This window comes from Bacteroidota bacterium (genome assembly GCA_018831055.1).
GTDB lineage: Bacteria > Bacteroidota > Bacteroidia > Bacteroidales > B18-G4 > M55B132.
The window spans coordinates 1-14,408 of the sequence record JAHJRE010000161.1; the positions used below are offsets into that span (position 1 = coordinate 1).

The window sequence follows — 14,408 nt, forward strand, 5'->3', positions numbered from 1 at the left end:
GGCGTGTAAACAATCGAACCATTCGCATTAACATTTGTAACGCCGTGTGCAGGTGCATTTATCACTGCTACGCTTGAAGGTATTAGGCTTCCGTCTGGGTCGTAGTCATTCGTTAATACGTCTATCGTCACGTCATTGTCTTCATCAACACCTGCATTATCGTCAACTGCGACTGGTGGCTGGTTGCTTGTGCCTGTGCTTGTGACGTTGAAATTGATCATTATTTCAAGGTTTGGGTCTGTGAGGTCTGTTGCTTTCACGTTTACAGGGTTTGTGCCTGCTTGTATTATGTGGTATAGGGTGTCGTTGCTAATCCATGTTTCTGGCGTTGTGGTTGTGTATTGGCTTGTTTCTTCGTCGTTGTAAACATGTGTTTGCAGGTTCCATTCCAGGGTGTCTCCTTGCAGTCCGTTCGTGTTTGGTATGGGGTTGTATTCGTTTGGTCCTGGGTTGCCTGTTTGCAGTATGGTTGTGTCTCCTTGCAGTTCGATTGGCTGGTTGATTGTTGTGGTGTTGTCTTTCTGGTATTTGAGCGTGTCTTGGGTGCTCGTCCAGTTTTTCATTGTTGTTTTTATTGCAGAATTATTTGTTGTGATTGTTATTTGTGCGTTCGTGTTTTCTTGAAAGATCATTTTTTTGCTTTCTGTCTTGTTGTTGGTTGTTAGGTTGTAGATGTATATTCCTGTTGGCTTGTCCCATTGGAGTGTGTAGTTTTCTTGTTCTTCCAGTGCTTGTCTGGCTTGTAGTTTCCCGTTCAGGTCGTAGATGCTTATTATTCCTTCTTCTTCGATGTTTGCTTCGATGGTTGTTTGGCTTGTGAAGGGGTTTGGCTTGTTTTGTTTTAAGAATTCTTCTTGTTCGTTTTCCAGATTTGTTATTCCTACCATTAATACATCCATTTCGTATTGGCCGTTTTCGTCTGTTACGTCGCTCGCGATTATTTGTCCTTCTCGGGTGTATTCTATCTGAGCGTTTTTTATTGGATTATTTTTTTTGTCTTGGTACGTGCCTGTTATGGTTGCTGTTTGAGTCATTGACATCTGAAAGGCTTTAGGCATGGTGTTTTTGTTTCCACCGGGATAAGATCCCGGATTACTGTAAACCACAGCGGGATTGCTTTTCAATGCCTGGGTGATCAAAGGGGTAAAAGTCCAGGAAAGGACCAGCCAGGAAAGAAACAATACGGGTAAAGCGGGTGCGTTGTGGAAGCGGTATTGCAGGCCTGTCCAGGAAGCGCTGGTTTTTTTATAGTAAAAGCGTTGTTTATCTTTATAAACAGTCATGACTGAAAGGGTTAACGGGATTTGCACAGTTCTCGTGAAACGGGATGGAAAAATACAAAACTCCGGAGAGAAATGCAAGGAAACGAAGCGAAAAGTAATGTACTAAAAACCTGTAATAGAATATGTTGTCATGAGCAATCGAACGAATATTCATTAAACATGGACGATTTTTTAGCAGATGACATCTCCCCCGGGGGAGATGTCATCTGTGAGTTTTATGTGAATTTTTGCGAAACAGAAGAAGGAATCCCACGGTTTTGATAAATCAATCACAAAAAGAAACCAAAAAAATTCTCTTTATTAATTACCTGAAAGCTGCTTCCTGGATAGTTTTGAAGGAAGTCTGAAGGTGGCTTGGGTTTGGCTTTTTCACTATACTTAAACTCATAAGCCCGGAGTTCTCCGTCTGATTCCTCAATATAGTCAATTTCCTTCTGATTGTATGTACGCCAGAAATAGGTGTTGACGAATTTCCTAGTGTTTTGGTTGTGCTTGATTCTTTCCAGGATACAAAAATTCTCCCACAATCCGCCTGCATCATTCCGCATATTCAAGGGATTGAAATTCTGTATCAATGCATTCCTGATTCCCAGGTCCAGGAAATAGATTTTCTGTCCTTTGGCTATTTCATTGCGCAAATTTCTGCTGAAGGACCGAAGGCGGAAAATTACAAATGATTTTTCCAGTAACTCGATATAACGTTTAATGGTGTTTATATTTTCACCAAGCAACCTTGACAACTCGTTCAGGGATATTTCATGGCCTATTTGCAATGCGAGGGCACGTAGCAGGTTGATCAGTAAATCAGAACGTTTCAGATTTTCGTATTGAAGAATGTCCTTATACAAATAATTACCTGCAATATTGTTTAATTCTTCAATTGCGTCATCTCCTGTTTTCAGGAATACTTCAGGGTACATGCCGAAGCGGAGCATTTTTTCCAGGTTGGCTTGAATGCCAATAAAATTATGTTCTTCTTTCAACTCTGTCAAAGAAAATGGAAATAATTGAAAGACTCTGGAACGTCCGGTCAATGGTTCCATAACCCGATTTCCAAGTTCAAAGCTTGATGAACCTGTGGCAATAATCTGAATCTCAGGAAAAGTGTCAGTAATGATTTTCAAAACAGAACCGATATTTGAAATGTTTTGCGCCTCATCCAGAATCACCAGGTTATAATCTCCTAAATAGTTCTTAAGTATTTCACTGTTTGTTGTTTCCAGAGCAGTTTTATTTTGAAGCAACTCACAGTTGATGTATTTGGAATTTGTGGATGAATCCAATAATTGTTTACAAAGCGTTGTTTTACCAACACGCCTTGCTCCATATATGACGATTACCTTGCCTTTAAATAAGAATTGTTCTATTTTTTGTTTTATGGTTCGTTGGATTATCATAATTTATATAGTTTGCTGCACAAATTTAATAAAATTTGTTTAGTTTAATGCATAAAATAAATCTCCTTTGAATTTGCCCCAATTAGACATTTCTCATCACTAGTTGACAATTGATTAGCCGTTTGTCGGTGAGTGTTGAGTAATTATTGATTTGACATATTAAACACCAGCTCCCCACCCTTCACCAGCTCATGATAAGAAATCCGGTGGTCCTTTATCCTTTTCCCGTTTAAAAGCACTTTCTCCACATAAACATTGTCTTTGCCCTGGTTGTTGGCAATAATGCGAAGGGTGTTCCCATTTTCAAGATGGATGGTGGCGGATTTGACAGAGGGGCTTCCCAGGGCATAGTATTCGCTTCCCGGACAAACAGGATAAAATCCAAGGGCACTGAAGATGTACCAGGCCGACATCTGCCCGCAGTCGTCGTTGCCACAAAGCCCGTTGGGTTCATCGGTATACATGGTTTCCAGGATTATCCTGACCCTTTCCTGGGTTTTGTGGGGGCTATCCGCCCAGTTGTATAAGTAGGGGATATGATGACCGGGTTCATTGCCATGGACGTACATACCTATAATACCATCCCGGGTAATGTCCTCGTTTTTCTCAATGTGCTTGTCATCCAGTTCGGAAGAAAACAGTTGATCCAGCATGGAAGAGAATTCTTCTTTGCCTCCCATCATTTCAATCATCACGGGAATATCATGCGGTACATACAAGCCGTAATTCCATGCGTTTCCTTCAATGAACCCTTGTCCGTGCGTGTCAAGCGGGTCGAATTCTTTCCTGAAACTTCCATCGGATAGTTTTGGTTGCATGAATCCGCTTTCAGGATTGAAAACATTCCTGTAATTGCCGGAGCGATTTTCATACTGTTCCTGAATTTCTTTATTTTCAGCCTTTTCGGCAATCCTGGCAATACACCAGTCGTCGTAGGCATATTCCAGGGTTTTGCTTACCGAATTGCTGTTCAGGTCTTCGGGCACATATCCATAATTCAGGTAGTATTCTATACCATCATAGGGTTCGTAGGTAGCGGTTTTGTCGCAGGCTTTAAGGGCACGGGGAAGGTCATTTGTGTAAACACCTTTACTGATGGCGTCTGCAATGACGGATACACTGTGGTAACCGATCATGCACCAGTTTTCGTTGGCATAATGCGACCACACAGGCAGCATCGGATGCACACTCTGATCAAAATGTGCCAGCATGGATTCTATCATGTCATGGTTCCTGGCAGGTTGGATGAGGTTGAACAGCGGGTGCAGAGCCCGGTAGGTATCCCAAAGAGAGAAGATGGTGTAATTGGTAAAACCATCGGCCTGATGGATGTTCTGATCGAGGCCCCGGTAGCGGCCATCCACATCCATATACAGGATGGGAGAAAGAAAAGTGTGGTACAAGGCTGTGTAAAACACAACCTTATCCTTATTATCCAGGGTTTCTACTTTTACTTTGGATAGCTCTTCTTTCCATAGTTGCTGCCCTTCCACTTTGGTCCGGTCAAAATCCCAGTGCGGTATTTCAGCCTGCAGGTTCTTTAATGCCCCTTCCGTACTGACGGATGAAAGGGCAACTTTTACCAGGATTTCTTCCCCCTCCTGGGTTTCAAAATCAAAATGGGCACGGATACTCCTTCCTGCCATTTCGGGGAAATCCTTTTCTTCCTGGAACTTCCTGTAAAACCCCCTGTAAATGGATCCATCCTCTTTCTTGTGGCCATAAGATTTAAAAGGCTTGCTGAAAGCAATTGCGAAAAAGACAGTACGTGTCCTTGCCCATCCACTTGTCATCCTGTAACCTGTAACTAATGTATCATTTTCTACCCGAATAAATGTCCATACGTTTTTGTCATCGTAATTATAGATCCCATGGATCATATCCAGGATAATGTGAGCCTCTTTTGATCCGGGGAATGTATACCGGTGAAAACCAACCCTGGTACTGGTGGTCAGCTCTGCTTTGATGCCATAATCGAGCAGATCAGCAAAATAGTAATTGGGTTCTGCACCTTCCTGTTCATGGGAAAACCGTGAGCGGTAACCCCTTTCAGGATTATCAGCCGTACCTGGATTGAGTTGAAGTTCTCCCGTAGTTGGCATGAGAAGGATGTCTCCAAGATCGGAATGTCCGGTACCGCTGAAATGGGTATGGCTGAAGCCGACGATGGTCGGGTCATCGTATTGGTAGCCTGCGCAGTATTCGTAAACACGACGGTTATACTGACCATTGTCTTCATAGGAAACGGTGTCGGTATCCGGACTGAGCTGCACCATACCAAAAGGCACGGTAGCCCCGGGAAAGGTATGTCCCATGCGTTGTGTGCCGATGAAGGGGTTTACGTAATGGACTGGGTTGTCTTCGTTTTGCTGGGATTTCGCACCTATTGAAAGGATTGTCATGATTAATATCATGGTTTTTCTCATAATAATCCGGTTTGATTACACAAATGTAATGTTCAATGTGATTAAACTGAATAATTAGGTTGGAATTTCAACTGCATTTAGCAGAGAGTTTGCTGGAATTTTCTCAATCGCTTCCTTGAATTGTTCTTTCAGCAATTCTGAGGGGGATCCCTCAGTCGCTGGCGCTCCTTCGGGATAAAAGGGCGCTTCGCTAAAACTGTAAACACAGGCAGCGACTCCTGTCATTCCGACCGCCGCGCCGGAGCGAAGTGGAGGTGCAAGGGAGGAATCCCCTTCGTGTTATGCCCCAATTAGACAATACCAATAACTCATCGACAATCGCCTAATCAATTCGCCGATTGTCGATGAGTGATGAATAACCAGTAATTTTCCTGAGTCCTACAGCTCCTCCCTTATCCCCTTCACAATATCTTTTTGCAGATTTATGATGATCGCTTTAAGCTCTTCAACATACTTTTCAGGATTGGCCGCAATGTCATATTCTGCCGAACGGGCAAGTCCTAATGCTTCTGAAGCGTTTTTGTTATCCTTTCCTTTTACAATTCCTTCCGACCAGTCGGCATTGCCCCAGATGCCTTTGCTGTAAGTTATCCAGTTGCCGGAACCATTTGGTGTGATCAGTTTGATCTGAACCCCAACCGACATTACCGGTTGTGTTGATAGTTTTATGTCTTTATACCCTCTGGATCCCTCAAAAGAAGCAAAAGCAACAAAATAATTGACATCCAGGAGGTTTACATCCTCCCTGGTTGACAATTTCTGGTAGAAATTCCCTGATTTAATGATGTTTGAGGTATAATAAATATTCTTGTTAGCCGGCCTGAAGGTTATGTCTCTGGTTACCGCCCAGGCAGTATAACCTGGTATGGCTCCGTCGGTTATTTTCTTTTTTCCTTCATAATAGGGTTGGTCTCCCGTGGATCCAATGAAATCGCTTCCTTTGTCTTTAGACATTTTTTCCTGGACAAACTCAGATGCCAATACATCCGTTCCATCCGTGATCTGCAAGCCTGCTGCCGTAAGTTCTTTGACAAATTCTTCATAAAGCTCATTGGTCATCTGAAGATAGCTTTCATTGGTGAGGCCACCCAGACTGACTTCAGAATAAACAGCTTTTGTTGAAGAGGTATTGGACCCCGTCATCGTAGTTGCCTGTGAAACGGCATAATTCGAAATAAAAGTTTTATTGTTCTTTAACGACTTCGCTGCAGCTCCACCGATCTTTACCTTTCTTTTATATTCCTTTTCAAAATCCACCTTATTCCAGTTTTGCTGACCCATCAGTGTTCCTGCAATAAAGAGGCTTAATAACAGTATAATCCTTGTTTTCATGATTTGCAATTTTTAAATTAGACTTAATTAATTTATCGCAAATTTATGGTGGGAGAAGGATGCCAGCAATACGCAAAAGATCGTATTATTTATATAAGTCTTTCCTTCCTGGCCAGGTTGACTGCTTCCAGTTTGTTGTGGACCTGCAACTTACGGTAAATATTCTCAACATGTTTTCTTACAGTTCCATTGCTTATGAAAAGGTTGGAAGCAATTTCCCCATAATTCAAGCCACGGCTGAGGTGCTCCAGGATCTCGGTTTCTCTTTGGGTCAATTGGTAATTTTGTGATTCTTCATCATTATCAGGAAGTGGCTCCCTTAGCATTTTCAATGCTTTCAGGGCGATGGAAGGGGTCATGGGAGCACCTCCCTCCATGATTTCCTGTATGCTTTTATAAAGGTCGTCCGGAGAAGCATCCTTCAGAAGATATCCATCTGCACCGGCACGGATGGACCTGAAAATATTTTCGTCATCATCAAAAACGGTGAGCATGATGATGCGTATATGGGGATATTTTTTCTTTAACAATTCTGTTGCTTTGATCCCATCCATCTCAGGCATTTGAATGTCCATTAAAACAACATCGATATTGTGATCAGCCTCCAGCTTGTGCAGTAATTCTTTTCCATTCTCTCCCCAGAATTTGAATTTCAGGTCATGGAAAAAGGAAATCTTTTCTTCTATGGATGCTGCCAGGAAATTATTGTCTTCAGCTAATGCAACCTTTATCATAGTTAAAAATTTTTACAAAACTACATTGACAATGGTTTCCATGAAATACGATATCCTGCGTATTCTCAGGAAAACGTTATGGTCACTGATGTTCCCTTCCCAGGCTGAGCATCAATTTGTAACCTGAAACCTGCTTCCTGTATTCTTTTCTCCATATTTGACAATCCATTTCCTGCAGGTAATGCATTCCTGTCAAAGCCCTTACCATCATCAACAACGGTAATTTCATTTCTACCGGCAATAAAATGAATGTTTTTGGCCTCTGCATGTTTCAAGGCATTGTTGATGGCTTCCTGTACAATTCTGTAAATGTGTATTGCCTGATTTGAGCTGAACTCTTTTGTTCCCGGGTTGCTTTCGATTTTGAAATTGATGCGTGGATATGCTTTTTTGGCATGGTTGATGAATTCTGCAATCCTGCCGGATAGTTGCTCCATGCCGATGTTTTCAGAATTCATTGCCCAGATGGTCTCCCGGAGCTGGGCCATGGTATCTTTGGCAAAATGGGTCAGTCCGGAAATCCGCTCACGACGGTTATTCTCATCCTTAATATAATCGAGGTTGTCCAGCGAGGAAATCATAAAAGTGAGTTGTGAGCCGATATTATCATGCAAATCACGCGATATCCTGAGTTTTTCTTCCTGGATCCTGTTTCTTGTTTCCGCCTTTTCAAGGGCAACCTGTTGCTTCAGTTTTTCCTGTTTGAGTTTTTGGTTCCTGTAAATGATTCCTGCGAGAAGCAACAGTACTATAATTCCTCCTGAAACCGCAAGCAACTGTGCATTCCGGCGTTGAACCCTGGCTTCCTGTTCAGCCAGAATGATCTTTTGTTCCGCCAGTTGCTTCTCCTTCTTTTCTGTCTCGTACCTGGTATTTAACTCTTCTATTACTTTGGATTTCTCTATGCTGAAGGCAGAATCACGTAAAACATCTGCAATACTGTCGTTCAAATATGCCAGCTGATAATTTTCTGATGTCCTGTAATACCGGGTAACTCCTTCATAAGCGTTGATCATCCTGGCCAGTGAGTTGGTTCGTTTTGATAGTTCCAGTCCTTGTTGGTAATATTTCAGGGCTTCATTCAGGTTTCCCCTTTCCAGGAAAGAGTTACCAAGGTTTGAGTAAACGATTGAAAGTCCATAGATTTCACCGGTTTGGTGATATATCTCTTCCGCCTTTTTATAGTATTCGATGCTTTTGGCAGTTTGTCCCCATTCTTTATACAAAACGCCCAAATTGATATACAGCCCTGCTTCAACATCCAGGTATCCTTTACCTGCAATTAATTCCTGAACCTTTTGATAAATGGAATCTGACTGATTGGGTTTTGATTCATTTTTTAAAAGAATCCCAAGGTTCATCAGCGCTTTTGCCAGGCCAAGGGTGTCATTTTCATTCCTGGCAATTTCAATGGAAGAAACATAATACTGCTTTGCCTTACCGTATTCCTTTTGTTTTAAGAAGATCTCAGCAATATTGTTGCTGATCAATCCTGCCTGCCTTGTAAGGTCATTATTTTCAGCAATATTCAATGCTTTTATGCACCAGGAAATGGCCTCATCATAGCGGCCAAGTTCATGCAGGCAGTTGCACATCTTGCTATAACTGGACAAAAGGCTGTAATCATCTCCGTGCCTCAGTCGGATTTCAAGAGCTTTCCTATTGTTTTCCAAAGCTTCTAGAAAATTGCTTTGTGAATAATGGGCTATGGTGAGGGCATTGTATCCTTCGGCAATCAAAAGCGAATCACCGGTTAATAGCGCTTCCGAAAGGCATTTTTGGGCGTATTCCAGCGATAGTTCTGTGTCATTGAAGCTGGTATAGTAGCTGATGTCTGAATAGAGCAGGGCTTTTTCCTTGCCAGATGCTTTGGATGCTTTAATAATAAGGCTGTCAATGGATGAGTTCTGAGAATAAACGCAGTTAATTAGATTTAGAAGGAACAATGCAGGCAGATATATTGAGATTGATAAGAAGAAATTTTTCATGCAGTCAATGTAGATTGTTCCTTAATATAATTGTTTTCAAAGAATAAATCATCGTACTTATATAAATACAAGAATGAAATAAAATTGTTCAGGTTCATGTAAATGTTCTGAAACACAGCAAAATTTAAGTGGCATCAGAAGGAGCGAAATGAGCCTGTAAACCAATAAAAATCCTCTGTCTAAAGACTCAAATCACCTGCAAAAGACCAGTTTTTTATGAATTACAAATTCATTTGAATTAACCTTTAGGAGATATATCCCATTTTGTGCATTTGCAGGCAATGATATCGATATTTCGTGATTTCCCTGAGTTAAATTCCCGAGGTAATTACTCAGGATTTCTTTTCCATCCATTGAGCATAAAGAATAATTTATGGGTTTTGCCCTTGAAAGGTTAATGCTCAAGTTTATATTGTTGCTTAGGATTGGATTTGGAAAAATATTAACGGATATATCCTTCACATTTTCCTCTGAATGAACGAAAAAGCCCGTGTGATAGCATGCGACATGGACCATTTCATCTGAGTCGGTTCCTATACCACAAGCTATTAATCTGCCTTCTTCTTCATCAAGCAACAAGCTGCTGCAATACTCATCACCTCCCAGGTCCGTATGTACCATTCCTGATGATCCATAAGAAGGATCAAAAAAACCATAATGACTTGTTCTTCCATTAAAGAAATCAGGTGGTCCACTGTAGAAGTCCGAACTTCCCCCAAAATAGTATTTCCCGTCTGATTGCTGCACTGCATCATAAATCTTATCTTCTCTTTCCATGTGCAGAAAGGACCATCCGTTGACTCCAAAATTTGTATTCAGGGTTCCATTTGTGTTTACCCTGCAGGCATAAATATCGTCATAGTCATTATATAATACGTTTGATTCAGCATATTTAAATGAAGTATCTTAAAGATTATCCTGATCCACAATTATTTTATTTATTTTGAAGTCAGTTGCTTCAGGAGGGGGGAGGGTGATATAGCCGCTGCCTCCAAAAGCAGGGTCAAGTTGTCCCAATTCATTGCATCGCAGGATAAAACCTTCATCACCTGATTCTCCGGCGATATATATCATACCTGTTTCAAGATCTATATCGATACAATAGATCTTCGCATTTACAGATTCAAGCCTAAAAACACCATTATCTCCAAAACTAGTTACATTATATCCATCCTGGTCTGTTTTTATAATAACAGGGAAATGATCAGGAGAATCCTGGTAAAATCCCGCAAAAAAAACATATGTGTCGCTACCTTCGGTTAGAGTTATCATATCTTCCACATTATTCAATTCCAAATAAATAAAATAACCATTTCCTCCGCCCATAGAACCATCTAAGATTCCATCCTGAGTTAATCTCATCAAGAATACATGCTCATAATTACGTTCTCCTGCAATTAAAATTCTGTCATCGGGCAAAACGGCAATACATCTTCCTTCAGAAACATCTCCCATATCATGAAAGAAATAATTCGGCATATTTCCATAAGATGTAACATAGCCGTCATGATCGAGTCTTGCAGAATACACATTCCATCCGGAACCGGATGCTCCTTTCAATCCGCAAAGTACCATTTTCCCATCAGACTGAAAAGCAATATCATAAGCTCTGGCATTTTGTCCTGGATAATGAATGGTTCTTACACCATCAATGCCAAAGTCCGTGTCAAGGGAACCTGGCGTCTGTGAGAACAGATTGAATGAAAGAAATAAGACAAATATGGAAAAGACGCTAATTGGTTTCATAATTTTAGAATTTTTTTCCGACTAAAATATGAATAAATTCTGATATATATATGCAAAAACCGATGCTTCAAAAAAACATCGGTTTCGTGATTTCCATCGTTGCCTGATCAGGGGTCCTCGCTTTCGCTTCACTTAGCGGGGCAGGCTCCCCTCCTTATTTCATTCGTCGTGACAGGTCTCCCCCTGGTCGGTGTGCAACCAATAAAAAAAGCTGACAGAAATAAACTGTCAGCTTCTAATAATCTTTCGTTGCCCGATCAGGGGTCGAACCTGAACTCTTCTGATCCAGAGTCAGACGTGTTGCCAGTTACACCATCGGGCAATGATGCGGCAAATATAGTAAAAATATTTTTTTATTTCTTAGGTAGTTTTACTGATTTTTGTCCATGCATCCTTGAGGGGTACTGTCCTGTTAAAGACAATATGCCCGGAAGTAGTGTATTTCGTGTCAACGCAGAAATAACCAATTCGCTCGAACTGGAACTTATCACCCGGTTTGGCTTCTTTTACCGATGACTCGGCCTTTGCGGTGATGATCTTAAGCGAATCGGGGTTCAGGTTGGATCTGAAATCCTTTCCCTCTTCCGCTTCATCAGGGGTTTCTGTCATAAATAGCCTGTCGTATAGTCTTACTTCCACATCCCGTGCATCCCTGGCGTCTACCCAGTGCAGGGTTGCCTTGACTTTTTTATCGCTTCTGGCTCCGCCGCTTTTTGTTTCAGGGTCGTAACTGCATTTCAGTTCCACAATTTCACCGGTAACAGGATCCTTAACTACTTCGTCGCAGCGGATGATATAGGCATACTTGAGCCTTACCTCATTTCCCGGCGAAAGCCTGTAAAACTTCTTCGGTGGGTCTTCCATGAAATCTTCACGCTCGATATATAGTTCCCTGGAAAAAGTTATCTTTCTTTTCCCCCTGGTCTCATCTTCCGGGTTGTTGACGGCATCAAGTTCTTCCACCTTATCTTCCGGGAAGTTTGTTATCGTGATTTTCAGGGGGTTCAGCACAACCATCCTGCGATCGGCCTTTTTATTCAGGTCTTCCCTCACGCTGTATTCCAGGAGGGCTACATCGATCACATTATCTCTTTTTGCTACTCCAATCCTGTCGGCAAAGTTGCGGATGGATTCCGGTGTATATCCCCTGCGCCTGAGTCCGGAAATGGTAGGCATCCTGGGATCATCCCATCCGTCAACCAAACCTTCTTTTACCAGTTCAAGCAGTTTACGTTTGCTCATCACGGTATAACTCAGGTTCAGCCTGGCGAATTCAATCTGCCGGGGGCGATATGCACCGGGTTCTACGATCTGATCCAGGAACCAGTCATACAATGGCCTGTGTATCTCAAATTCAAGCGTACATATGGAGTGTGTGATTCCTTCCAGGAAGTCGGACTGTCCATGGGCCCAGTCGTACATAGGATAAATGCACCATTTATCTCCTGTGCGGTGGTGATGGGCATGAAGTATCCTGTACATCACCGGATCACGCATGTGCATATTGGGAGAAGCCATATCAATTTTAGCCCTGAGTACCCGGCTGCCATCGGGGAATTCTCCTGCTTTCATCCTGCGGAAGAGATCGAGATTCTCTTCAACGCTGCGGTTACGGAATGGGCTTTCTTTTCCTGCTTTGGTCACAGTACCCCTTTGCTCCCTGATATCTTCCACAGGCTGGTCATCAACATAAGCTTTACCTTCCCTGATGTACTTCTCAGCCCATTCATAAAGCTGGTCGAAATAATCGGAAGCATAATAAAGACGGTCTTTCCAATCGAATCCCAGCCATCTTACATCCTGCATGATCGATTGAACATATTCTTCCTCTTCTTTGGTAGGATTGGTATCGTCGAATCTCAGATTTGTGAGACCGTTGTATTTTATTCCCAGGCCAAAATTGAGGCATATCGATTTCGCATGACCTATATGAAGGTAACCATTGGGTTCCGGGGGGAAACGGGTGTGCACCCTGCTTTCGTTTTTATTGTTCCGGATATCTTCTTCAATGATCTGTTCGATGAAGTTGAGAGAACGTTCCTCTTTGTTCTGGTTCTGGTTGTTTTCGTTCATAGGGATTATAAATAAAGAAAATTAAGGGGCAAAAATAAGATATAATTCGGTTTGAATCAAAGCTCTCCATAAATTGAAGAATAGATAGATCAAAACCTTCTGACGATGGAACGCACGGAGCCCATATATCCTTGTCCGAAAAGATTTGCATGTACAAGCAGGGGATAGAGGTTACAGATATCGGACCTTTCCCTCCATCCTGGTTCCAATGGATAATGATCATTGTAGGAAATGTAAAACTCTTCCTGGAAACCACCGAAAAGCCTGCTCATCGCAAGATCCATTTCCCTGTGTCCATAGTAAACCGCAGGATCGATAATTACCGGTTCCCCGTGCGGGCCTGTCATATGGTTCCCGCCCCAGAGATCGCCATGAAGCAATGACGGTGGTTCAACAGGGAAAAGTGAATCCAGTTTGTTGAATAAACGTTGGAAATTGCGTGAGTCCTCCTGTCCGGCCATGCCTGTATCAATGGCCCTTTGGAGTTGTATTTCCAGCCTTTCCTGTATGAAGAATTCGACCCAGGATTTTTTTCGCCGGTTGGATTGGGGGAGGGAACCGATATAATTATCGTGATCCAGTCCGAAACTATGGTCAGTCTTCCTGTGAAGGGATGCAAGCCCCTGTCCCAGATCTCTCCAGTAACTTTCTTTCCTGCTACCTGAAGAAAGATACTCCAGGATAAGAAAACTAAAGGACTGGTAATTACCGCTTTCGATCACCCGGGGAACCTTCAGTGAGCCGGCTGCTTCGAGGATTTGCAACCCCCTGGCTTCGGTTTCGAACATACCCGGGTATCGTTTTGCGTTGTTTGTTTTAACAAACCAGGAACGGGAGTTACCCATTAACAGGTAGGCATCATTAATATCTCCTCCTGCAACAGGTCTGCTTTTATCGATTTTTACCGGATGGGATTCAATGGTGCTTAATCGGCCGGATAAGAAAAGGAGAAAATCATCGGGCAACATTTTTTTGCCCTAAAGTTATATTAAAAGCAGAAATAAAATGCCCTGATTTTGCGAATTGCTCTGTCGAGGATAAATAAGCTCAGAGCTGAAATAAGAATAATGAGGGATAAAGAAGAAAACCTTATGGTTTGAAACGCCTCACTAAGTGTGTTTTTTATGTTGGCAAGCAGGTTGAAAAATTGCAGGTTACGGCTGTTTAGGTTTTCGAAGATATTATTGATAAACCCGAAATCGGCAAACAACAACACCATGGTTATTATAATAACTGCTGCAGAAATCCATATCCAGGATCCCAAAGAAAACAGGCCCGCTTGTTTTTCATTTTGAACAGCTTTGTCAGCATATATTTTATTCATTACCTTCTCTGTGAAATCCGGAGAAGGAGATCCTGATCCTGTTTTTCTGACCAGCCTGGTCAGAAACTCATCCTGAATATTATTAGTTTTGTTCATGATAATAAG

The 14,408-nt window shown here is 42.1% G+C and carries 11 protein-coding genes and 1 tRNA gene; all 12 read right to left on the reverse strand.

The features are described from left to right. Positions 1-1,283: T9SS type A sorting domain-containing protein (locus KKA81_10445; GenBank protein ID MBU2651344.1), on the reverse strand; the 1,283-nt coding region annotated here is incomplete at its 3' end. A 269-nt stretch (positions 1,284-1,552) separates the two neighbouring features. Next, the gene (locus tag KKA81_10450) at positions 1,553-2,680 is read right to left on the reverse strand and encodes an ATP-binding protein (GenBank protein ID MBU2651345.1); all 1,128 of its coding nucleotides are present in this window, start codon (positions 2,678-2,680) and stop codon (positions 1,553-1,555) included. A 143-nt stretch (positions 2,681-2,823) separates the two neighbouring features. Then, entirely contained in the window at positions 2,824-5,106 is a 2,283-nt protein-coding gene (locus KKA81_10455; protein MBU2651346.1) for a GH92 family glycosyl hydrolase, read from the reverse strand. 378 nt (positions 5,107-5,484) lie between these two features. Then, positions 5,485-6,438 (reverse strand): hypothetical protein, encoded by a 954-nt coding sequence (locus tag KKA81_10460; GenBank protein MBU2651347.1) that lies wholly within the window; start codon positions 6,436-6,438, stop codon positions 5,485-5,487. An 89-nt stretch (positions 6,439-6,527) separates the two neighbouring features. Next, positions 6,528-7,172, reverse strand: coding sequence for a response regulator transcription factor (locus KKA81_10465; GenBank protein MBU2651348.1), 645 nt, complete (start codon positions 7,170-7,172; stop codon positions 6,528-6,530). Between the two features lie 65 nt (positions 7,173-7,237). Continuing rightward, complete coding sequence (locus KKA81_10470; protein ID MBU2651349.1) at positions 7,238-9,160, reverse strand: sensor histidine kinase; 1,923 nt, start codon at positions 9,158-9,160, stop codon at positions 7,238-7,240. 192 nt (positions 9,161-9,352) lie between these two features. Then, the gene (locus tag KKA81_10475) at positions 9,353-9,937 is read right to left on the reverse strand and encodes a T9SS type A sorting domain-containing protein (GenBank protein ID MBU2651350.1); all 585 of its coding nucleotides are present in this window, start codon (positions 9,935-9,937) and stop codon (positions 9,353-9,355) included. 129 nt (positions 9,938-10,066) lie between these two features. Beyond that, on the reverse strand, positions 10,067-10,906 hold the full coding sequence (locus tag KKA81_10480) for a hypothetical protein (protein MBU2651351.1): 840 nt from the start codon (positions 10,904-10,906) through the stop codon (positions 10,067-10,069). A gap of 249 nt (positions 10,907-11,155) precedes the next feature. Beyond that, positions 11,156-11,228, reverse strand: a tRNA-Gln gene (locus KKA81_10485). 38 nt (positions 11,229-11,266) lie between these two features. Beyond that, entirely contained in the window at positions 11,267-12,979 is a 1,713-nt protein-coding gene (locus KKA81_10490) for a glutamine--tRNA ligase/YqeY domain fusion protein (GenBank protein MBU2651352.1), read from the reverse strand. A gap of 89 nt (positions 12,980-13,068) precedes the next feature. Next, positions 13,069-13,947: a fructosamine kinase family protein gene (locus KKA81_10495; protein MBU2651353.1), complete on the reverse strand. Its 879-nt coding sequence runs from the start codon at positions 13,945-13,947 to the stop codon at positions 13,069-13,071. A gap of 20 nt (positions 13,948-13,967) precedes the next feature. Continuing rightward, on the reverse strand, positions 13,968-14,399 hold the full coding sequence (locus tag KKA81_10500) for a hypothetical protein (GenBank protein MBU2651354.1): 432 nt from the start codon (positions 14,397-14,399) through the stop codon (positions 13,968-13,970). Positions 14,400-14,408: the final 9 nt, after the last annotated feature.

Bases quoted from the DNA above. Each gene is read 5' to 3' on its own strand.
- KKA81_10450 (MBU2651345.1), bottom strand. From the start codon at position 2,680: ATGATAATCCAACGAACCATAAAACAAAAAATAGAACAATTCTTATTT.
- KKA81_10455 (MBU2651346.1), bottom strand. From the start codon at position 5,106: ATGAGAAAAACCATGATATTAATCATGACAATCCTTTCAATAGGTGCG.
- KKA81_10460 (MBU2651347.1), bottom strand. From the start codon at position 6,438: ATGAAAACAAGGATTATACTGTTATTAAGCCTCTTTATTGCAGGAACA.
- KKA81_10465 (MBU2651348.1), bottom strand. From the start codon at position 7,172: ATGATAAAGGTTGCATTAGCTGAAGACAATAATTTCCTGGCAGCATCC.
- KKA81_10470 (MBU2651349.1), bottom strand. From the start codon at position 9,160: ATGAAAAATTTCTTCTTATCAATCTCAATATATCTGCCTGCATTGTTC.
- KKA81_10475 (MBU2651350.1), bottom strand. From the start codon at position 9,937: ATGGAAAGAGAAGATAAGATTTATGATGCAGTGCAGCAATCAGACGGG.
- KKA81_10480 (MBU2651351.1), bottom strand. From the start codon at position 10,906: ATGAAACCAATTAGCGTCTTTTCCATATTTGTCTTATTTCTTTCATTC.
- KKA81_10490 (MBU2651352.1), bottom strand. From the start codon at position 12,979: ATGAACGAAAACAACCAGAACCAGAACAAAGAGGAACGTTCTCTCAAC.
- KKA81_10495 (MBU2651353.1), bottom strand. From the start codon at position 13,947: ATGTTGCCCGATGATTTTCTCCTTTTCTTATCCGGCCGATTAAGCACC.
- KKA81_10500 (MBU2651354.1), bottom strand. From the start codon at position 14,399: ATGAACAAAACTAATAATATTCAGGATGAGTTTCTGACCAGGCTGGTC.